Here is a 21,997-nt window from a genome sequence, read left to right as displayed (position 1 = left end):
TGGTTGTCTATGGAGAATAAGGAGTGGATATAGCCTTGAGCACACAGCAGCCCATACTGCAAATGACCCGGATCCATAAACGGTTTCCTGGGGTGAAAGCTCTGACAGATGTGAGTCTGCGCCTGTTCCCCGGCGAGGTTCATGCCTTGATGGGTGAGAATGGCGCCGGCAAGTCCACCTTGATCAAGGTGCTGACCGGCGTTTATTCGATTGATGAAGGCCTTGTGGAGATGGAGGGCACAGCGATCTCCATGCGCAGCCCGCAAGAATCGCAGGCTGCGGGCATCAGCACCGTGTATCAGGAGGTGAATCTGTGCCCCAACCTGACCGTGGCCGAGAATATCTTCATCGGCCGGGAGCCGCGGCGGTTCGGCTGTATCCAGTGGAAGCAGATGAACCTGCGGGCGGCGGAGCTGCTCTCGGAACGGATGAATCTGCACATCGACGTCACCCTTCCCCTGCAGAGCTACTCTGTAGCGGTTCAGCAATTGGTTGCCATTGCCAGAGCGCTGAATATCTCGGCGAAGGTGCTGATTCTGGATGAGCCGACCTCAAGCCTGGATCAGAACGAAGTGGATCAGCTGTTCCGCATCATGAGGAAGCTCCAGCAGGAGGGGCTGTCGATTCTGTTTGTTACGCATTTTCTGGACCAGATGTATGAGATCTCCGACCGGGTTACCATTCTGCGCGGCGGTGAGCTGGTCGGTGAATACATGGCGAAGGAGCTAAGCCGCCTGGATCTCGTACTCAAGATGATCGGCAAGGAGCTTCATCTGCTGGATGAGCTGCCTGAGCTTGCGGCACAGGACAAGAACAGCCTGGGAGATGAACTGCTGAGGGCTGAAGGGCTGGGCCGCCGGGGCGGGATCGAGCCGTTCGACCTGGCGATCCGCAAGGGAGAGGTCGTCGGACTGGCCGGGCTGCTGGGTTCAGGAAGGACGGAGGCGGCCCGGCTGTTGTTCGGTGCCGACAAGCCGGACTTCGGGCAAGTGACACTGCCGTCATCTGGCGGCGGGGTTCACTCTCCCCGGGAAGCTATAGGACGGCGGATCGCCTTCTGCTCGGAGAACCGCAAGACCGAGGGGGTCATCGGCGATCTGACAGTAAGAGAGAACATTATTCTGGCGCTCCAGGCCAAGGACGGGATGTTCAGGACGATCCCGCGCAAGCGGCAGGAGGAGCTGGCCGGAGAATATATCCGCATGCTGAATATCAACCCGCCCAGCCCGGACCAGCTAATCAAGAACCTCAGCGGCGGCAATCAGCAGAAGGTGCTGCTGGCCCGCTGGCTGCTGACGGAGCCGGAGCTGTTCATCCTCGATGAGCCGACAAGAGGCATTGATATCGGGGCCAAAGCAGAGATTCAGAAGCTGGTGCTGACGCTCTCCCGGCAGGGGATGTCGTTCCTGTTCATCTCCTCGGAGCTTGAGGAAGTGCTGCGGGTCAGCGACCGGATCGCCATTCTGCGCGACCGCCGCAAGGTGAAGGAAATTTCAGAGAAGGACATGAGCCAGCAGCAGATTATGCAGGCGATTGCGGGAGGCTGAACCGATCATGAGCTCAATAATGAAGCATCATTTATTCTGGCCGCTGTGCGTTCTGGCTGCACTGCTGCTGTTCAACCTGTGTTATTCGCCGGATTTCTTCTCCATCACCGTCCATGACGGGCATCTATACGGCAGCTTGATTGACATTCTGAACTTCGGTGCCCCGCTGATTCTGGTAGCTATCGGGATGACGCTGGTAGTGGCTACCAAAGGGATCGACCTGTCGGTTGGTTCCATAGTAGCCATCTCGGGCGCTATTGCCTGCCTGAGCATCAGCAGAGGAGCGGATCAGAACAGTATGGGGCTGATCCTGACCTCGGTGCTGCTGGCGGCAGGCCTGTCGCTGCTGCTGGGGGCCTGGAACGGACTGCTGGTCTCCGGGGCCGGGATTCAGCCGATTATCGCCACGCTGATTCTGATGGTTGCGGGTAGGGGCATCGCCCAGCTCATTACCGGCGGACAGATTATTACGGTAACCAGCACCAAGTATGCGTACATCGGGTCCGGTTCACTGGCTGCGCTGCCTTTCTCTATTTTTGTCGTAGCGCTGGTTCTGGTGATTGCCCTGCTGCTTACCCGGGGGACGGCTCTCGGCCTGTTCATCGAATCGGTGGGCTGCAATCCGGCCGCCAGCAAGATGTCCGGCATCCGTGCCCACTTAGTCATTCTGGCTGTCTATGTGTTCTGCGGCCTATGCGCCGGCATCGCCGGCCTGTTGCTCAGCTCGAATGTCTCCAGCGCCGACGGCAACAATGCCGGTCTCTGGTATGAGCTGGACGCTATTCTGGCCGTGGTCATCGGCGGGACGTCGCTGAACGGCGGCCGCTTCTATCTTACCGGCACCGTGATCGGAGCGCTGATCATCCAGACGCTGACCACAACCATCTATATGATCGGCGTCCCGCCGGAGATAACGTTGGTTGTTAAGGCCTGTGTCGTTCTGGCCGTCTGCCTGATCCAGTCGGACACCTTCCGCGCCGCGATTGCCACCCGCTGGAAGTCGCGGCATTACCCCGCTGAGAAGGAGATGAGCCGTCATGCCTCTTAACCGCAAGTATATTCCGATTATAGTTACCATACTGCTGTTCATCGTCATGTTCACCGCCGGTTCCTTCCGGTACACGGGCTTCTTCTCCCTACAGGTGCTGATGAATCTGCTGGTGGACAATGCTTTTCTGCTAATCACGGCTGTGGGCATGTCGTTCGTTATTCTGTCAGGCGGCATCGATCTCTCGGTCGGCTCGGTGATTGCGTTATCCACAATGGTCTCGGCGAGCCTGGTACAGCAGCAGGGCTGGCCGCCCGCCGTGGTCATCCCGCTTGTACTCCTGATGGGCGCTGTATTTGGTACGGTTATGGGGGCGATTATCCATTATTTCTCCATTCAGCCGTTCATCGTCACACTGGCTGGAATGTTCCTGGCCCGGGGCTTGTGCTATGTCATCAGCATCGATACCATAACGATTGACAACACCTTCTATACCGCCATGGCCCAGACGCGAATTCCGCTGCCGGGCGGCAGCTTCCTCTCTATCAGTGCCGTCATCGCACTGCTTGCTGTAACAGCCGCTATCTTCACAGCCCACTATACCCGGTTCGGGCGCAATGTGTACGCACTTGGAGGCAGTGAGCAATCGGCGCTGCTGATGGGGTTGCCCGTGGCGAGAACCAAGGTGCTGGTCTATACGCTTAGCGGGCTATGCTCGGCGCTGGCAGGCGTGGTGTTCACCTTTTACATGCTGTCGGGATACGGGCTTCATGCCGTCGGCTTCGAGCTGGACACCATCGTGGCGGTCGTCATTGGCGGCACGCTGCTGACCGGAGGGGTCGGATATGTGCTGGGCACCTTCTTCGGTGTACTGATTCAGGGTGTGATTCAGACGATTATCAGCTTCGAGGGCACGCTCAGCTCCTGGTGGACCAAGATCGTCATCGGCCTGCTGCTGTTCATCTTCATCCTGCTGCAGCGGGTGCTAAGCTCCAGGCGGCTGACCTTAAAAGAATAAGCACTGCGGATGGAGAGACAAATTATACTTGTCTCTCCATTTTTTTGCTATATAATTGTAATCGCTATCATACGGAAGGGGGAATCTGCTTGCGAACAGTAAAAGGGTGCCTGGTGCTGCTGTTCTTCGTCCTAACACCGATGGTGCTGGGAGGCTGCACGGGTGGCGGGAATAACGGCGGGCCGCAGGCGCTGCCCATGCCCGAGCCTTCTCCTGCGGCGCTTACACTGCTGCCCTCCGCAGCAGAGATGGCCGCAGACAAGCCGGTCGTGCTGGGCTTCTCCCAGCTCGGGTCGGAGAGCACCTGGCGGGAAGCGAACACCGCATCGATCCGCGAAGCCGCCGGGGAGGCGGGGATTACGCTGCTGCTGAAGAACGCCGAGCAGGATCAGCAGAAGCAGTTCGAGGCGATCCGTTCTTTTATCCGCAGCGGGGTCGATGTTATTGCTATTGCGCCTGTGGTACAGACCGGCTGGGAGCCGATTCTGCTGGAGATTAAGCAGGCCGGAATTCCGGTGATTATCCTGGACCGTTCAGTGAATGTACCGGACAGCTCGCTCTATGTCACGTTCATCGGCTCTGACTTCTATGAAGAAGGGGTGAAGGCGGCCAAGTATGTGAGGGACAAGATGCGGCATCACAGCGAAGTGATCCGCATTGCAGAATTGCAGGGAACCGTTGGCTCAACGCCGTCCATCGACCGCGGGCGCGGGTTCCGCAAGATGCTTGCCGGTCAGCCGAACCTGCGGATTACCCTAAGTGCTACGGCGGATTTCACGCGCAGCGGCGGTCATGAGGTGATGAAGATCTTCCTGCAGCAGCCTAAGGAGCAGTGGCCGCAGGTGCTCTATTCCCATAATGACGATATGGCAATTGGCGCGGTGGAGGCTATCAAGGAAGCCGGGCTTGTGCCGGGGGAGGATATTATTATTGTGTCAGTGGACGGGACGCGGCGGGCGTTCGAGCAGATGGTGGCGGGAAGCATCAACGCTGTGGTCGAATGTAATCCGCTGCTCGGGCCGCTGCTGATGCAGGCCGTTAAGGAGGTTATGGCCGGCCGGACCCTGCCGAAGCGGATGGTGACACCGGAGGATATATACACCCGGGAGCTGGCTGCAATAGAGATCAACAACCGCAAATATTAAGACAAAAACACCAAAAAATTTCAACTTTTCAAACAAAAATCTACATTGTTCATTAGGCAGAAGTATATTAAGATGATCTCGAATAACAAATATTAGTAGATTCATTCAAGTAATTCTATAGGAGGGGAGGATTGTGAGCTTCCGGCATTAGTAGCGCATCCGATTGAAAGGGTTTACACAAAATTAGTAATGGAGGAGAATGCCGATGTTCAAAAAGCTCTCGGTGCTTGCGATGACCTTTGTTCTGCTGCTGGGCTGTCTGCCTATGCTGTCTGCTCAGGCGGCAGGGAATGCCACAGCCAAGCAGCCGGGAAATTCCAATCCGCTGATGGACCACAAGCTGGGTGCCGATCCCTTCGCATTAACGTATAACGGAAGAGTCTATATCTATATGTCGAGTGATGCCTATGTCTATAACAGTAACGGAACCGTGAAGGACAATGATTTCAGCGCACTGAACAAAATCAATGTCATCTCTTCGGCAGATATGGTGAACTGGACAGACCATGGCGCCATCCCGGTAGCCGGAGCCAATAATGTCAACGGTTCTGCGGGCATTGCCAAATGGGCCTCGCTCTCCTGGGCGCCTTCAGCAGCCGTCAAAAAAATCAACGGCCAGGATAAATTCTTCCTGTACTTCGCCAACGGGGCGTCAGGCATCGGTGTACTGACAGCCAACTCTCCGATTGGCCCGTGGTCCGATCCGCTGGGCAAAGCGCTGGTGACAGGCAGTACACCGGGAATGTCCGGGGTGACCTGGCTGTTTGACCCGGCGGTGCTGGTCGATGATGACGGCAGCGGCTACTTGTATGCGGGCGGGGGCATCCCCAACACTTCGGACCCGGCATCCATTGCGAGTCCCAAGACAGCCCGCGTGCTGAGACTCGGTGCGGATATGACCAGCATTGTTGGGAGCGCCTCCACTATTGATGCTCCCTATATGTTTGAGGATTCGGGCATCCACAAGTACGGCGGCAAATATTATTACTCGTATTGCTTCAACTTCTCCGGCACGCATCCGGCTGCCTATCCGGCAGGTGAAATCGGGTATATGGTCAGCAACAGTCCGATGGGGCCATATACGTACACCGGACATTTCCTGAAGAATCCTTACACCTTCTTCGGGGTAGGCGGCAACAACCACCATGCGGTATTTAACTTCAATAACCAATGGTACGTAGTCTATCACGCCCAGACTGTGGCGAAGGCTGTTCTTGGTGATGGCAAAGGCTACCGTTCTCCGCATATCAACAAGCTGGTCCATAATGCGAACGGAACCATCCAGGAGGTTCAGGGAGACATGGCGGGCATTGCCCAGATTGCCAATCTCAATCCGTACACCCGGGTGGAAGCCGAGACGATCGGCTGGAATGCAGGCATTACAACGGAACGTACGCAGGCTGCGGGCGGTCCTGTCAACAATATGAATGTGACCAATATTAACAATGGAGACTGGGTTGCCGTGGGCAATGCCGATTTCGGCTCTGGCGCTTCCAGCTTTAAGGCGAATGTGGCTTCAGCCACAGGCGGCGGTAAAATCGAAATCCGGCTCGACAGCGCAACCGGCCCGCTGGTCGGCACGCTGAATGTTCCTAATACAGGAGGAGCACAGTCCTGGCAGGAGGTACAGACTACGGTCAGCAATGCGACAGGGGTGCACAGACTCTATCTGGTCTTCACCGGATCAGGCTCCGGCAATCTGTTCAACTTCGATTATTGGCAGTTCTCTACGGGCGGCGATGGCGGCACGACGCCTCCTCCGGTGAGCAAGGTGGAAGCGGAGGACATGACGCTCAGCGGGACCTATGCGGGCAAGATCACGTCCCCTTTTAGCGGAGTGGCGCTGTACGGGAATGATGACGCTGCTGCGTTCAATCAATATTATGCCTTCGGCACGCATAACTTCTCGGTCCGGGGAGCTTCTAACAATTCCGCGACGGCCAGAGTGGATCTGCTGATCGGCGGAGTGAACGTTGGCTCCTTCTATTTCAGCGGCACAACCCCTTCTGTTCAGACGTTGACGAATGTGGCGCATGCCACCGGCAATCAGGAGGTCAAGCTGGTGGTTACCACGGATAATGGAAGCTGGGATGCTTATGTGGATTATATTGAATGGAGCCAGTGACGAGGCAAGCAGACGGGAGGGGGAGCGTGATGGCAAGTGGAAACGGCTTTGCCGTCCTTTTAAAGGACGGTACCGTTTCAGCGAGAAATAGAAGGATTAGTTATCGTGTGAAACATATAAATTCTTATATTTTAAAAAAAACAGGGCTGTACCTGCTGGCAATATCGCTCATGCTCGGTATCCTGTTCAATCCTTCTACGGCTGCGGCGGCGACCTTTACCAATCCGTTCATTTATGCCGATGCCCCGGACAATGACGTCATCAGGGTAGGCAATGTGTATTACATGACCAGCACCACCATGCATATGACCCCCGGAGTCCCCGTCATGAAGTCCTATGATCTGGTGAACTGGGAGATCGTGAACTACGTCTACGATACCTATGCGAACGGGGATGCCCAGAACCTGAATAACGGGCAGAACGAGTACGGCCGGGGCTCCTGGGCCAGCAGCCTCAGATACCATAACGGGATCTACTATGTGTCCTTCGGGTCCAATTCAACCGGCCGGACCTATATCTATCAGACCACGAATATTGAAAATGGCCCCTGGACCTCATCGGTCCTGGGCAGCTACTATCACGATGCGTCGCTGCTGTTCGACAATGGCCGGGTCTTCCTGGTGTACGGGGCCGATAATATCAGCCTGATTGAGCTGACGGCAGATGCCAAGGCCATCAAGTCCGGCGGGATCAGCCAGGTCATCATCCCGAATTCCAGCAATATTGCCGGTTCGAGCTTCATCGTGAAGGCCGAAGGCGCGCATATTCAGAAGATCAACGGCTATTATTATGTGTTCCTGATCTGCTGGCCTTCGGGAAGCGGACGCACCCAATTGACCTACCGATCCACCAGCTTAACCGGAGGCTATTCGGGGCAGGTGTCGCTTAACGACTCGGGCATTGCCCAGGGCGGCATCGTGGACACGCCATCGGGCTCCTGGTATGCGATGCTCTTCAGGGATAGCGGGGCGGTCGGACGGATGTCGTATCTGGTCCCGTAACCTGGTCCGGCAACTGGCCGGTCTTCGGAAGCGGGGGCAAGGCGCCGCGGACGCTGAACCTGCCTGTTGAAGGGTATCCGGTGAAGAAGGTGTACGCGTCTGACGAATTCACTGCGCCCTCGGGTGGAACCGGATTAGCCAAGGTCTGGCAGTGGAACCACAATCCCGATAACTCGAAGTGGTCCCTGACCCAGCGCCAAGGCTTCATGCGGCTGACCACCGGCAAGGTAAGCACAAGCCTGCTGGATGCCCGGAACACGCTGACCCAGCGGACGTTCGGACCTAAGAGCACAGGCGTGACGGCCCTGGAGACGGGCGGGATGAAGGACGGGGATGTTGCCGGACTGGCTGCTTTTCAGGCTAAATACGGCTTCGTCGGCGTGAAGATGTCCGGCAATTCCAAGTCCATTGTGATGGTCAATGCCAGCTCCGGGTCCACGACCGAGGTGGCCAATGTGCTGCTCAGCCAGAACAGAGTCTACCTGAAGGTGGTCTGTGACTTCACCAACCAGACCGATAAGGCGTACTTCTCCTATAGTCTGGACGGCAACAACTGGACATCATTGGGCAATACGCTGCAGATGTCCTATACGCTGCCTCACTTTATGGGCTACCGGTTTGCACTGTTCAATTATGCGACGAAGTCGGCGGGCGGCTATGCTGATTTTGATTATCTGCGTCTGGAGTAGGCGCGCTCAAGTCTAATAAGAAGAAGGAGATGTATTTCGTTGAAGAACACAATTAAAAAGGTTGTGGGCGGGCTCGCCTTAGCGAGTGTCCTGCTCACCTCTGTGATGGCAGGCAATGCCAGCGCAGCGATTACCAATGGATCGAAGTTCCTGGGGAATATCATTGCAGGCAGTGCTCCCGGCAACTTCACCACCTATTGGAATCAGGTCACCCCTGAGAACGGCACCAAATGGGGAGCGATTGAAGGCAACCGCAACCAGATGAACTGGGGCAATGCGGACATGATCTATAACTATGCGATTAGCAAGAACATCCCGTTCAAGTTCCATACCCTGGTCTGGGGAAGCCAGGAGCCTAACTGGGTCGCGGGCTTGTCGGCAGCGGAGCAGAAGGCGGAGATCAGCTCATTCATTACTCAGGCAGGCCAGCGTTATTCGGCAAAGTCAGCCTTCGTGGATGTCGTCAATGAACCGCTGCATGCCAAGCCTTCGTACCGCAATGCCATCGGCGGTGACGGAAGCACCGGCTGGGATTGGGTCATCTGGTCCTTCCAGCAAGCCCGGGCGGCGTTCCCGAATTCCAAGCTGCTCATCAATGAATATGGCATTATCGGTGACCCCAGCGCGGCCGATAAGTATGTAACCATTATTAATCACCTGAAGTCCAGAGGACTGATTGACGGGATCGGCATTCAGTGCCACTACTTTAATATGGATAACGTCAGCGTCTCTACCATGAATACCGTGCTGAATAAGCTTGCTGCTACAGGCCTGCCTATCTATGTCTCCGAGCTGGATATTACCGGAGATGACAATACCCAGCTTGCCAGATACCAAGCGAAATTCCCTGTGCTCTGGAACCATCCTTCGGTCAAAGGGGTCACCCTCTGGGGCTACATCCAGAATCAGACCTGGGCAGCGGGCACCCATCTGGTGAATTCCAACGGCACAGAGCGCCCTGCCCTGAAATGGCTGAAGCAATACCTGGGCGGCTCGTCAGCCCTGATGGAAACCACTGATGCCCAGGATCTCACGGACAGTGTGATCCAACCGGACAGTGTGGTCCAACCAGACCTTCAACCGGATCTCCAGCCGGTGCTGGAACCCGTTGCGGCCGAGTAAGCTGAAGCAGGCCTTCAGCATAAGGGCTGTTGCCAAAGTGTGAACAAGGCTGTTTCTGATGAGTGAATATGGCTGCTCCCCATGTGCGGTAAGACGCGCTGGGAGCAGCCTTTTTTTGGTGAGATGGGCAGTGCGGAGGTGGGCGGGCCAAATGTATGCGAAAAACCGAACACAATGGGCAGGCGCGAGGTGTGCGGGCCGATTGTATGCGAAAAACCGAACACATTGCGCAAGCGCGTGGGCGTGCGGGCCGATTGTATGCGAAAAACCGAACACATTGGGCAGTGCGGAGGTGGGCGGGCCGAATGTATGCGAAAAACCGAACACAATGGGCAGGCGCGAGGTGTGCGGGCCGAATGTATGCGAAAAACCGAACACAATGGGCAGGCGCGAGGTGTGCGGGCCGAATGTATGCGAAAAACCGAACACATTGGGCAGGTGCGAGGTGTGCGGGCCGAATGTATGCGAAAAACCGAACACATTGGGCAGGTGCGAGGTGTGCGGGCCGAATGTATGCGAAAAACCGAACACATTGGGCAGTGCGGAGGTGGGCGGGCCGAATGTATGCGAAAAACCGAACACAATGGGCAGGCGCGAGGTGTGCGGGCCGAATGTATGCGAAAAACCGAACACAATGGGCAGGCGCGAGGTGTGCGGGCCGAATGTATGCGAAAAACCGAACACAATAGGCAGGCGCGAGGTGTGCGGGCCAAATGTATGCGAAAAACCGAACACAATGGGCAGGCGCGAGGCGGTAGGGACAAATGTATGCGAAAAACCGAACACAATGGGCAGGCGCGAGGCGGTAGGGTCAAATGTATGCAGAAAACCGAACACAATGGGCAGGCGCGAGGCGGTAGGGCCAAATGTATGCGAAAAACCGAACACAATGGGCAGGCGCGAGGCGGTAGGGCCAAATGTATGCGAAAAACCGAACACATTGGGCAGTGCGGAGGTGGGCGGGCCAAATGTATGCGAAAAACCGAATACATTGTGCTTGTGCATACAGACCGTAAGGCAGCTTGTGATCTTTATCTTGCGTTCGCTGACCAAAAGTGGCACACTAGTAATAGATATAATAAACGTGGCAAAGAATGCCCTGCTCCCTTCTCTTGTAGAAGGAGGCGGGGTTTTGTGCGTTTAGAGTTTAATCTCATTGCAGAGCGGGGGAATTAAAGTGGGATTTACAGAAGAACATGACCAATGGTTAAGCAATCATTTGAAACGTAGAAAGGGGGAGCGACTCGATGCACTTAAGCGGGGCCATAGCTACGGTAACCGCTTATTCGTTGAATGTGTGTGGTGGCCACTTACCGGACATTTTCACGGACTCCATCCGGAATATGAAGTTAAGGACTGGCGCGGCAGATCCTATTTTATCGATTTACTGTGGAAGGCCGGTTCCTCGCGTATTGCATTTGAGATTATGGATTACGGATCGCATGGCACGGACCGGAGCAAATACCGGATGGACCTGAATCGCGGTCTCTTCCTGCAATCACAGGACTACACGGTTCTCTATATCTCGCTGGATGAGATGAAAGAGAATCCGACTTTTGTCCTCTCCACACTGCGGAACGTTCTGTCTCCTTATTTGTTGGCAGGAACTGCTAATAGAAGCACAGAGAAATCCTATTCCCGAATTGAACGAGCTTTGATGAGGTTAGCTATCCGTAACTATCGCGTTCTTCGTCCCGGTGATGCTGCGAGAGAGCTTGAATTACATACCACGACCGTTATTAAATACAGCCTCATGTTAGTGGATAAGGGGAAATTTCGCCCAGTAACCAGAGGAAAATCTCAACGAGTTACATACTACGAGTATATAGGTACCATTCAAAGCCCAGATTTGGTCTGAAGAATACGACCCAGAGTGTATGCTAAAGACCGAACACAATGGGCAGGCGCGAGGCACGTAGGCCAAATGTATACGAAAAACCGAACACATTGGGCAGGCGCGAGGCGGTAGGGACAAATGTATGCGAAAAACCGAACACATTGGGCAGGCGCGAGGTGTGCGGGCCAAATGTATGCGAAAAACCGAACACAATGGGCAGGCGCGAGGCGGTAGGGACAAATGTATGCGAAAAACCGAACACATTGGGCAGGCGCGAGGTGTGCGGGCTGAATGTATGCGAAAAACCGAACACATTGGGACGTTGCGGGGGCGCGTGGGTCGAATATATGCGAAAAATCGAACACAATGGGCAGGCGCGAGGTGTGCGGGCTGAATGTATACGAAAAACCGAACACATTGGGCAGGTGCGAGGTGTGCGGGCCGAATGTATGCGAAAAACCGAACACATTGGGCAGGTGCGAGGTGTGCGGGCCGAATGTATGCGAAAAACCGAACACATTGGGCAGTGCGGAGGTGGGCGGGCCGAATGTATGCGAAAAACCGAACACAATGGGCAGGCGCGAGGTGTGCGGGCCGAATGTATGCGAAAAACCGAACACAATGGGCAGGCGCGAGGTGTGCGGGCCGAATGTATGCGAAAAACCGAACACAATGGGCAGGCGCGAGGTGTGCGGGCCGAATGTATGCGAAAAACCGAACACAATGGGCAGGCGCGAGGTGTGCGGGCCGAATGTATGCAAAAAACCGAACACAATGCGCAAGCGCTGGGCGTGCGGGCCAAATGTATGCGAAAAACCGAACACAATGGGCAGGCGCGAGGTGTGCGGGCCGAATGTATGTGAAAAACCGAACACATTGGGCAGGTGCGAGGTGTGCGGGCCAAATGTATGCGAAAAACCGAACACATTGGGCAGGCGCGAGGCGGTAGGGCCAAATGTATGAGAAAAACCGAACACCCGCACCAGCATCGCTCACCCGCACAGGTAAGTTATCCTCGCGCCCGCCAAGGCACCCGCCAATCTCACCCCCCACCCCCCATTCGCCGCAGGAAGGGACACCTTCCCCTCCTATACACCTTCCTGTACTGTGACGGCGTGTAAGAAGTGACCTTCTTAAATATCTTCGAGAAGTACAGCGGGTCGTGGTAGCCGACTGAATAGGATAAGGACTTGATAGATAAGCGGGATTCAGCCAGCAGCTCGCAGGCCTGCCGGATGCGTACGGTGGTCAGGTAGCCGGAGATGGAGGTGCCCGTCTCTTTTTTGAACAGCCGGGCCGGAACAGGTAACTGCGCTCAATAGTCACATATTCCACTACATCCAGCACACCGATAAGGAAGACTTCCAATAGTTACTCTCGATATAGGGAACTCAATCCAGCAATACGCCCACGGGTCCTGCGGATCAGGATAGTAATACACCTCCATCTGCGGAAAAATCATAAAGCTCTCGCCCGCCTCCACAGGGTGTACCGCCTGGCCGGTCTTCAAGTAGCCCCTGCCGCTTACGATATAATGCAGAGCATATACATCCTGGACGCCGGGTCCCCATCTATGCAGATTGGGGGGCTGTACCCGTTTCCTTTTACCATTGGACCCTCACTGAGTCCGTATTCCCTAGAGTTCATAATCAGCACCTGTGCGACCCAATCGTCCGGCGGTTACGCCGATTTCGATTATTTCCATTATATTAGGCGGAAATAGGCCTGCCCGCCCAGTCTCTTTATAATCTGGAGGCATGCTTATCCCGGTAGGCCCGGGGGGAGCAGCCGGTATGCTGCCGGAACTGCCTGCAGAAATGCTCCACATTTGCATAACCGCAGAGTGAGGCAAGCTCGGCAATTTTGTGCGGGCCGAAGACAAGCTTTTCTTTGGCCAGCCGAATCCGGCAATGAATGACATCCTCCATGCAGGAAATACCGAAGGTTGATTTGTATATCGTTTGCAGATAGCCTGCACTTATGTGCAGGTATTCTGCCATCGAAGAAACGGTCCAGGGATGGCCCGGGTTATTATACAGAGCCTTGCGCAATTCCAGAAGTTTATAATATTGCGGGCTCAGCTTGTCCTGGGACGCTTCGTGAAGCTTATTAAATATGATTCTAAACAAGTAGTCGATGGAAAGCTCCCGGTAGTCATTGTGAAAAGTGTTCTCCAACGTCAGCAGCTGAAACAATTGGTGGCAATAACCGGGGTCCGGCAGCGAGAAAGGAACACCGGTAGGCAAGGCGGACTCTGTAATATAGGACTCGTCCGCATCAAAACGGACCCAGTCGTTAACATACTTTGCGGAGCAGGCACGGTAATGGATGGCATGGTTCGGCGGATATAGAACCGCAGAGTGGGCCGGAAACTCCTTCAATTCCCCGGCAACTTCAAACAGCGCTGCGGTCTGTGTGAGCACCAGAAGCCAGGCATCCAGGCCATCGGGTATACTGTACACAAAATCGTCAGGATGAGCAGCGTCAAATTCTACGTAGCGGATCTTGGGCATTGGCTTCCCCTTTCTTCGGATACATCAATTAATGAACAGGATATATCATTGTTTGGAATTCAGTATTTTTCTATAATTTATATGTGAGATAAGGGTGTTTGGGAAAATTCCTGAATTCAATTTCTGAGATACAGGGTTCTGGTTATTAGAAATTATCAATATGAAGGAAGGTCATTGGTTTCATGATACCACAACGAAACGAAGATCGGAATTATATCCTATGCTATACCCGGTTACCGCAGGAGGACATGGTGTACGCTCCGAAGCTGGCGCACAGCATGCATTTGGCTTACAGCAATGACGGGCTTCTATTTCAGGAATTGAACCATAATTCAGGAGTTCTATTTGCCAAGGCGACGGAGAACGAGGATGGTACACTCCGGGCCAAAAGCTTAAAGAATCCGTATCTGTTCCGCACCTCTGAAGGGAGCTTCGGGGTGATCGCCGTTCGTACGGAGGCAGAAGGCGAAGCCGATGCTGAGAGCAAGGGGGAAGTACTGCTGTTCTCATCCGGTGATTTGCTGCAGTATAGCGAAGTTGGATTGCTGGAGCTTAAGGCAGATACCTATGTAAGCGATGTCTCCTGCGAATACGATATCGGCCGGAAGGGCTACCTGATCCGCTGGACCGATGAGCTGGGGAACGGTTATCAGAATTTTATAGCCGATATTATGAGCTTGAAGGGGATCTCGGCACCGGAAGCGGCCCGGCCTTTTACTCTGGAACCAGTGCTTGCCGATATCGAGGGGATTCTGCCGCGCAACTATATCCCGGTACCCAAGGAAATAGCCCGCAGGCTCTGCTGCAAGCTTACAGTTCCTACCAACATCGCGATTGAAGTCCCGGACCGGGTGACAGCGGCATCGGAAGAGGATGTTACAGCCATCCGGGCCACTGCTCTGTACAGCGACGGCACCCAAGCGCTGAAAAGGGTGGATTGGAATACGGACGAAATCAATTGGAATCAGGCGGGAACCTACAGCATTACCGGTGAAGTCCATCAGGATCATTACCCGTTTCCGGTTGCTTTCGACCGTGCGGACCCTTGCATTGCGAAATGGAAAGGGAAGTATTATTTCATTGCCACCAACGATGCGGACCAAAACCATACATTATATATGCGGGAAGCCGACACCATCCCCGGTCTGGTGGATGCCGAGGAAGCCTTGATTCTGGATTCAAATACCTATGAGCAGATCGGCGGACTGCTGTGGGCGCCGGAATTTCATATCATTGAGGATGAACTGTATATCTTTCATGCGGCAACCCCGGGGGAATTTCTGTATGAAGAGTCGCAGGTCATGAAGCTGCAGGCAGGCGGAAATCCAATGTGTGCTGCAGATTGGTCGATGCCCCGGCGTGTAGTGAAGAAAGACGGAACATATTTGTGTGAAGCCGGCAAAACCATTTCCCTCGATATGACCGTCATTCAGTGGAACGGACAGTATTACGCCGCATGGTCGGAGCGCCAGTTCGTGCCTGTCGATCTTGGAGCCTGGATCTATATCGCCACAATCGACCCGCAGGAGCCGTGGAAGCTGACCAGTGATCCGGTGCTTCTGACCAGACCCGATTATGGCTGGGCTAATAATCATACCTTTGTGGATGAAGGGCCGTTCGCCCTCTACACCGATGATAAATTATTTTTGACCTTTGCCAGCGCAGCGGTGGATGCAACCTATGTTGTGGGTCTGCTGACAGCCGGCAAAGGGGCGGATTTGCTCGATATCCGCAGCTGGACCAAAGGGAATTATCCGCTGCTGACCTCCAGAAGCGTGCCGGGGGAATATGGGCCGGGCCACAATTCTTACGTGACAGACGAGGATGGAGTCATTTGGAACGCCTACCACGCAAGACCGGGCATTGACGGACCGAGAAGCTCCGGCCTGCGCCGCGTGCATTTTGACATTGACGGTAATCCGGTCCTGGATCTGACAGAGGATAAGGATCTGAACCGGGAGCTGAAGAAGGTATCCATCGAAGTGACCGTAGGCTAAATTATGCGATAACAAAAAGGAGAGGCAACATGAATTCAATTCCAAAACCTAATCAACCGCTCGTCACCCATATCTATACCGCAGACCCGTCTGCACATGTGTTTGAAGGCAAAATTTATATCTATCCTTCCCATGATCTGGATCATGACGGACCGAGCAATGACAACGGGGATCAATATGCTATGGAAGACTATCATATTTTATCGATGGATAACCTGGCTTCGCCGGTGGTAGATCATGGGGAGGCGCTTCATCTGAGAGACATTCCCTGGGCCTCGCAGCAGTTGTGGGCGCCGGATGCGGCTTACAAGAACAATACCTTCTATTTATTTTTTCCGGCCCGTGATAAGGAGGGCATTTTCCGTATTGGCGTAGCGACTTCTCCTTCTCCGGCAGGTCCGTTTCAGGCACAGCCTGATTATATTCCGGGGAGCTACAGCATAGACCCTGCCGTCTTTGTCGATGAAGACAACCGGGCCTATATGTATTTTGGCGGTCTTTGGGGAGGGCAGCTGGAGAAGTGGCAGACCGGGGAATTCAATCCCGGACAAGAGGGGCCTGCCTTGGACCAGCCGGCGATCGGGCCGCGTGTGGCGGTGCTGAGCGAAGATATGCTCTCATTTGCGGGGCAGCCGTTGGAAATTTCCATTGTGGACGCGGAAGGAAAACCAATTCTTGCCGGCGACGAGGACCGGAGATATTTTGAAGGGCCATGGGTCCATAAATATAACGGGCTGTACTATCTGTCGTACTCAACAGGCACAACACATACGCTGGTATATGCCGTCAGTGAGCAGCCTATGGGCCCGTTCACCTTCAAGGGAGAAATTCTGTCGCCTGTGATCGGCTGGACCACGCATCACTCCATTGTACAGTTTGAAGAGAAATGGTATCTGTTCTATCATGACTGCTCGCTGTCTGACGGCGTCAACCACAAGCGGTGCGTCAAATATACAGAGCTGAAGTATAACCCGGACGGCACTATTCAGCCCATCAATCCCTATCCGTCCAATTAAGCAGAGGGAGCGCTTCCTTGGCTTGAACCATGCAAACCGGGACTACATTAAATAGCAATTGAACCCTTGGCGCTCACACAGGCCGGGGGTTCCTTCATAAACAGGAGAGGAATGAGCGGGAATGAATGACAGCAATCCGAATTATAAGATGCAGACAGCTCCGGCCGGGTATGACAAGGAGAGGGAGAATATTGCCCGGGGAATGATTGGGACTATAGAATATCCCTCATCAACGGTAGGCAACACCCGGAAGGCAATGGTCTATACGCCGCCCGGTTACTCCGCCGGGCAGGAATACAGCGTCTTGTATCTGCTGCATGGGATTGGCGGAGATGAGACAGAATGGTACAATCACGGGCAGCCCCAGATCATTCTGGACAACCTGTATGCCGATGAAATGCTGAAGCCCATGATTGTCGTTCTTCCCAACGGCCGGGCGATGCTGAATGACCGGGCGGAAGGAGATATATTTGCGCCCGACAAGGTGCAGGCGTTCACAACCTTTGAAGCGGATTTGCTCCATGATCTCATCCCTTATATTGAAGCGAATTATCCCGTCCTGACAGACCGGACGCACCGCGCCCTTGCCGGGTTATCGATGGGCGGAGGGCAATCCCTGAATATCGGTCTGAATAACCTGGACCGGTTTGCCTGGATCGGGGCCTTCTCCCCGGCGCCCAATACTAAGCTGCCGGAGCTGCTGGTGCCGGAACCGCAGAGACCGCAGAAATGCTCAGCCTGCTCTGGCTGTCGTGCGGTGATCTGGACAGCCTCAAACATGTCAGCGACCGGACCCATGCCTATTTGTCTCAGCATTCCGTTCCGCATATCTGGGTGGAGGAAAACGGCGATCACGATTGGCCGGTCTGGAAGAACGGCCTGTATCAGTTCTCCAGGCTTATTTTTTAGCAGCCCTAACAACCGTCCATCCGCAGAGCGTCCACGGTAATCGTACAACGTATATCTTGCTATAAAAATAATGGGGCTGACCCAGGCCATTTCATGGCATTGAGTCAACCCCTTATCTTTGATTAGAGCAGGATATCTGCATGCGCCTTTTACAGCGGCGGTATTATTTATTGGCGACTGCATCAGCACGCAGCTTAACGATTTTTTGAGCTCTTTCTGTATCCACGGCAAGGACATCATTCCAACCGAGACCGACTACATCGCTCTTCAACTTGGTCCAGAGCTGATCGAACTCGGCCTGATCCTTGGCGAAGATCATCTTCCAGGAAGTGTTCTTGACATAATCCGAGATCTGGCTGCGTTTATTCTTGATATCCGACGAATCCGACCCGAGACTTGTATTGATATTGGGCACGATATCGATCATATTGTTTTTCTGATAGTATTCTGTCGGGGTGGTTGCGTTATACGCTTTCTGCCACTCCGTAGTCAGCACTGTTTTGTTCGCTTCTATGGTTGAACTCCAATAAGTGCTGTTGTAGAATTCCTTCGTTTCCGGGTCTATTACAAAGTCACTCATAATCATCGTGTTGAGCTTGCTCTGCCCGTCTTGATAGCCACCGCCACCGTACTCTTCAGGAACTGGAGTATTCTCCTGGAAGGCGGTTTGCCCTACTTCAGTCAGCTTAAACTTGCCGTCGGGAGTCTTTTCATAGTTGAAGCCTTCGAATCCATTGGTGTAGTAGCGCAGACCTTCAGGAGAGGACATCCAATCCATGAATTCCATGATTCTTTCCGGACTTTTCGCTTTTGAACCGATAGCAAACACCCTTCCGTTGCCGAAGTAGGCATCACTATTCTGGATAATATGGGTGTCGGCGATTGGAATGGCTACATTGCCGTCGCCTTGATTGCCTCTTTCAATGGTATTATAGAAACCTCTTTGCCAGGAATACCATAAGAGAAGAACCTGTTTGTTGGTCAGCTTTTCAGAGACCTTGTTCCAATCCTGGGATGGCGAGTCAGGGTCAACCAGACCCATTTTGTTGGCGTCATAATAGAATTGGAGGATTTTCTTATACATACTGTTGTCGTCAACGAGCGGAACGATATCGCCCTTTGCATTCAACTGAATGGTTGAGGTTCCGTTCGGCTGCTCATAACCGTACCAGTTGCTTAACCAACGAACGTTCTCCATACTTCCGTTGTCCCAGTCCTTCCACAGGGTAATCGGAACAATAGGTTTGCCGTCCGGTGTCTTGGGATATTTCTCCTGCATCTGCTTCAGGGCATTCATCAGATCCTTAAGATTGTTCAGCTTGGGAGAGCCAATCCCCTTGTAATAGTCCCAAGGCATAATCGGGCTGGAATAAGGGAGTTCTTCCGAGAAGGTTGTCGGAGAAGTGTCCGATGTAAAAGTCGGCAGCGCATAAATCTTGCCATCCGGATTAAGGCTCCCGAATGCAGCATTGAAAGGCTTAAAGTGATTGTCTACATATTGGGACAGGTATTTCGTATTCTTGATTTTGTCCGTGAGATCCATAATCATACCCGCCGGAATCAATTCCTCCAACTGGCTGTTCTCAATGATGAGCAGGTCTCCTAAATCTCCCGATGCCGACCTTGTCTTGTATAGCTGATCGCCGGCAACCTGCGGAGACAGAATGTTTATGGTGATGTTGAACTTATCCTTAATCAGCTTTCCGTACCATCCGGTCTGCTCGCCCTGGTAATTTGCCGCGTTGTCGAACACGGTAATGGTCAGCGGTTTGCTATGATCGATGCCTGCACCCGGATCGGCTGACTCAGCTGCTGTCCCTGCCGCATTGTTGGAATTGCCGCTGCATCCGCTGAGTGCCGTCGCTCCCAGAAGAAGCGTGGTGCCAAAGAGCAGCAGGGATTTTTTTGCCAGCTTATGATGTGTATTCATTTACAGCCCCCCATATGATTAATGTATTATAATAGTGCAAATTAACCTTTGACTGCACCGATTATAATTCCTTTTACAAAGAATCTTTGGAAAATCGGATAAACCAGCAAAATGGGTGCGACAACGATGATGGTAACGGTCATACGAATGGATGTAGTGGTCTGCTTGGTGGACAGACTGGCAATGGCGGTTGATCCGGCATTTTGCAGATTGACCATGGTGGACAAGGAGCTGGCCTGATTGATGTAGTTATACAGAATAAACTGCAAGCTATACAATTTGCTGTCCGTAACCAACAGCAGCGTATCCTGAAAGGAGTTCCACTGGTTCACTGCCGAGAATATGGCGACTGTAGCCAATATCGGTTTGCTGATGGGCAGGATCACCTTGTAAAAGATAGTGAAAGTTCCGGCGCCGTCAATGCTGGCGGCCTGCTGCAGTTCCTTCGGCGTGGATTCTACAAACGTCTTTACAAGAATGATGAAAAATGGAGCTACGATAGACGGCAGGATGTATGCCAGGAAATTGTTGGTCAGGTGCAGGGATCTCATGGTCAGATACCAGGGGATAATGCCGGCATTAAAAAACATCGTAATAATGGTAAACCTGTACCAGAATTTTTTCCCCCACATATCCTCCTGGGCAAACATGAAGCCTAGAAAGGCAGAGGCCCCGACCGTCAAAATGGTGCCTATTACCGTTCTCCCTATAGAAATGACAAACGCATTCCACAGTCCCGGTATTTTAAATACATCCACATAATTCTGGAAATGAATCCCCTTCGGCCAAAACACAATTTCGCCTTTGGCGCTGAGATCATTGGCGCTGATCGTATTGATAATAATCGAGTAAAACGGATATACGCAGATAAATGCAAAGAGCGAAAACACGATATAAATCGTAACAGAAATCATTTTGTCGGTTGCACTGACCTGCATTTTAATTTTTTTAGAGTAGCGGCTGTTATGATCTGCAGCATTCGGCGTCAGTCCTGTCAGGTTGTCACTCATACGATGCCCTCTCCTCTTAACATTTTAGACAGCCCGTTTACGGAAAAGAGAAGCACAACGCTAATCAGGCTTTTCAGCATACTGATCGCTACGGAAACGGAATAGCTGCCGCCGCCCATGGCGAGGTTGTATACATATAAATCCAATACCTGTATGGTGTCTTTGTTGAATGCATTCTGGAAAACAAAATACTGCTCCAATCCGTTGTTCAGGAAGCTGGCAATCTGGAGCATCAGCAGCACAAAATAAGTCGGCAGCATGCTTGGCAAAACCACATGCCGGATGACCTGCATTCTAGTCGCACCGTCTACATAAGCCGCTTCATATAGGGATTCATCGATGCTCATAATCGCCGCGATATAGAGAATAGCCGACCAGCCTAATGTTTTCCAGGTGGCCCATATCCACATCGTAATCCAGACATGGTCCGAGTTCTGAAGAAAGAGTACAGGAGAGTCGGTAAGACCTAACTGGCTCAAAAAGCCGTTGACGACACCTTCACTGGAGAACATGGAAAATGCCAGGGAATAGACGAGTACCCAACTGATAAAGTTTGGAAGGGTGGTTACGGTCTGGATAAATTTGCGGAAACGCACCGCTTTGATCTCTGTCAGGAAGATCGCAAAAATCATGGGCAGCCAAGAGAAAAGGATACTCAGCCCGCTCATGCCGAACGTGTTTTTGATGACTTGAAGCAGCTGGTCGACCTTCACCTGGTTTTCTACCAGGGAACGGAACCATTTGAGACCGACAAATGGCGCTTGTGACAGCGGAATCGGCGGCATATAGTCGAAGAAGGCATACACCCATCCATAGAGCGGATAGTATGCAAAGACAGCAAGTAAAACCATAAAGGGCGAAATATAAAGAAATTTTCGGATCGAGTTGGTTTTCATGCTGTAGCTGCGCATCGTTTCACTCCCCTTTGTATAATTGAAGCTTTCGCAGAGCTGCTATACCCTTAAACATACTGTCCGGTATGCCATCCTCCTTCCAATAGAAAAACAATTTTCAACTTGCCCGATGGGCTTTGCCGAACATTATTTCCCCTATCTCCCTCGAATGTTAGCGCTTTCATATCTATGCAACTATAATAAATTATCGTCTGTATTCAAACAATGACCGATCCTCACCAGTTATTGATCTATTA

General features: G+C 53.0%; 19 protein-coding genes. 12 read left to right on the top strand and 7 right to left on the bottom strand.

All coding sequences use genetic code 11. From position 1 onward, the window contains the following. Positions 1-23 precede the first annotated feature (23 nt). The 9 genes from PRIO_RS24775 (at position 24) to PRIO_RS24735 (ending at position 11,493) form a co-directional block, all read left to right on the top strand. The gene (locus tag PRIO_RS24775) at positions 24-1,547 is read left to right on the top strand and encodes a sugar ABC transporter ATP-binding protein (protein WP_331709821.1); all 1,524 of its coding nucleotides are present in this window, start codon (positions 24-26) and stop codon (positions 1,545-1,547) included. 7 nt (positions 1,548-1,554) lie between these two features. Next, complete coding sequence (locus PRIO_RS24770) at positions 1,555-2,595, top strand: ABC transporter permease (RefSeq protein ID WP_231869750.1); 1,041 nt, start codon at positions 1,555-1,557, stop codon at positions 2,593-2,595. Further along, a complete protein-coding gene (gene yjfF / locus PRIO_RS24765) occupies positions 2,585-3,553 on the top strand; it encodes a galactofuranose ABC transporter, permease protein YjfF (RefSeq protein WP_020427922.1) in 969 nt (322 codons plus the stop codon). Before PRIO_RS24770 ends, yjfF begins: the two co-directional genes overlap by 11 nt. Before the next feature lie 89 nt (positions 3,554-3,642). After that, complete coding sequence (locus tag PRIO_RS24760) at positions 3,643-4,698, top strand: ABC transporter substrate-binding protein (protein ID WP_231869749.1); 1,056 nt, start codon at positions 3,643-3,645, stop codon at positions 4,696-4,698. A 205-nt stretch (positions 4,699-4,903) separates the two neighbouring features. Then, a complete protein-coding gene (locus PRIO_RS24755) occupies positions 4,904-6,823 on the top strand; it encodes a carbohydrate-binding protein (protein ID WP_020427920.1) in 1,920 nt (639 codons plus the stop codon). A 107-nt stretch (positions 6,824-6,930) separates the two neighbouring features. After that, positions 6,931-7,824 carry a glycoside hydrolase 43 family protein gene (locus tag PRIO_RS37355; protein ID WP_331709820.1) on the top strand — a complete coding sequence of 298 codons (894 nt, stop codon included), beginning with the start codon at positions 6,931-6,933 and terminating at the stop codon, positions 7,822-7,824. An 80-nt stretch (positions 7,825-7,904) separates the two neighbouring features. Next, the gene (locus PRIO_RS37350; RefSeq protein ID WP_331709819.1) at positions 7,905-8,513 is read left to right on the top strand and encodes a beta-xylosidase family glycoside hydrolase; all 609 of its coding nucleotides are present in this window, start codon (positions 7,905-7,907) and stop codon (positions 8,511-8,513) included. 39 nt (positions 8,514-8,552) lie between these two features. Continuing rightward, complete coding sequence (locus PRIO_RS24745; RefSeq protein ID WP_020427919.1) at positions 8,553-9,635, top strand: endo-1,4-beta-xylanase; 1,083 nt, start codon at positions 8,553-8,555, stop codon at positions 9,633-9,635. 1,177 nt (positions 9,636-10,812) lie between these two features. Beyond that, positions 10,813-11,493: a hypothetical protein gene (locus tag PRIO_RS24735; RefSeq protein ID WP_039786247.1), complete on the top strand. Its 681-nt coding sequence runs from the start codon at positions 10,813-10,815 to the stop codon at positions 11,491-11,493. Here PRIO_RS24735 and PRIO_RS35705 read toward each other — a convergent pair. From PRIO_RS35705 to PRIO_RS24725, 4 genes are all read right to left on the bottom strand, one after another. Then, positions 11,472-12,461: a hypothetical protein gene (locus PRIO_RS35705; protein ID WP_144412130.1), complete on the bottom strand. Its 990-nt coding sequence runs from the start codon at positions 12,459-12,461 to the stop codon at positions 11,472-11,474. The two genes, PRIO_RS24735 and PRIO_RS35705, sit on opposite strands and share 22 nt — an antisense overlap. A 53-nt stretch (positions 12,462-12,514) precedes the next feature. Next, the gene (locus PRIO_RS37000; protein ID WP_231869971.1) at positions 12,515-12,709 is read right to left on the bottom strand and encodes a helix-turn-helix domain-containing protein; all 195 of its coding nucleotides are present in this window, start codon (positions 12,707-12,709) and stop codon (positions 12,515-12,517) included. A 78-nt stretch (positions 12,710-12,787) separates the two neighbouring features. Then, the gene (locus PRIO_RS36995) at positions 12,788-13,003 is read right to left on the bottom strand and encodes an AraC family ligand binding domain-containing protein (RefSeq protein WP_231869970.1); all 216 of its coding nucleotides are present in this window, start codon (positions 13,001-13,003) and stop codon (positions 12,788-12,790) included. 211 nt (positions 13,004-13,214) lie between these two features. Further along, entirely contained in the window at positions 13,215-13,985 is a 771-nt protein-coding gene (locus PRIO_RS24725) for a helix-turn-helix transcriptional regulator (RefSeq protein WP_020428068.1), read from the bottom strand. A gap of 182 nt (positions 13,986-14,167) precedes the next feature. Between PRIO_RS24725 and PRIO_RS24720 the strand changes: the two genes are divergently transcribed. From PRIO_RS24720 to PRIO_RS24710, 3 genes are all read left to right on the top strand, one after another. Then, entirely contained in the window at positions 14,168-15,982 is a 1,815-nt protein-coding gene (locus PRIO_RS24720) for a family 43 glycosylhydrolase (protein ID WP_039787799.1), read from the top strand. Between the two features lie 29 nt (positions 15,983-16,011). Further along, positions 16,012-16,998, top strand: a complete 987-nt coding sequence (locus PRIO_RS24715; protein ID WP_020428066.1) for a glycoside hydrolase family 43 protein — start codon at positions 16,012-16,014, stop codon at positions 16,996-16,998. Between the two features lie 121 nt (positions 16,999-17,119). Continuing rightward, positions 17,120-17,947 (top strand): alpha/beta hydrolase, encoded by an 828-nt coding sequence (locus tag PRIO_RS24710; RefSeq protein WP_231869748.1) that lies wholly within the window; start codon positions 17,120-17,122, stop codon positions 17,945-17,947. A gap of 123 nt (positions 17,948-18,070) precedes the next feature. Here PRIO_RS24710 and PRIO_RS24705 read toward each other — a convergent pair whose 3' ends face one another. The 3 genes from PRIO_RS24705 to PRIO_RS24695 are packed head-to-tail and all read right to left on the bottom strand — an operon-like array spanning position 18,071 to position 21,758. Continuing rightward, positions 18,071-19,837 (bottom strand): type 2 periplasmic-binding domain-containing protein, encoded by a 1,767-nt coding sequence (locus PRIO_RS24705; RefSeq protein WP_052741517.1) that lies wholly within the window; start codon positions 19,835-19,837, stop codon positions 18,071-18,073. A 41-nt stretch (positions 19,838-19,878) separates the two neighbouring features. Then, entirely contained in the window at positions 19,879-20,847 is a 969-nt protein-coding gene (locus tag PRIO_RS24700; protein WP_020428064.1) for a carbohydrate ABC transporter permease, read from the bottom strand. Next, positions 20,844-21,758, bottom strand: coding sequence for an ABC transporter permease subunit (locus PRIO_RS24695; RefSeq protein ID WP_020428063.1), 915 nt, complete (start codon positions 21,756-21,758; stop codon positions 20,844-20,846). Before PRIO_RS24695 ends, PRIO_RS24700 begins: the two co-directional genes overlap by 4 nt. Positions 21,759-21,997 lie beyond the last annotated feature (239 nt).

The sequence above is a fragment of the Paenibacillus riograndensis SBR5 genome (assembly GCF_000981585.1).
In the GTDB taxonomy this organism is placed as follows: Bacteria; Bacillota; Bacilli; order Paenibacillales; family Paenibacillaceae; genus Paenibacillus_AQ; species Paenibacillus_AQ riograndensis.
The sequence above is the reverse complement of the archived record's forward strand: the minus strand, read 5'-3'. Positions and strand labels throughout refer to the sequence as shown.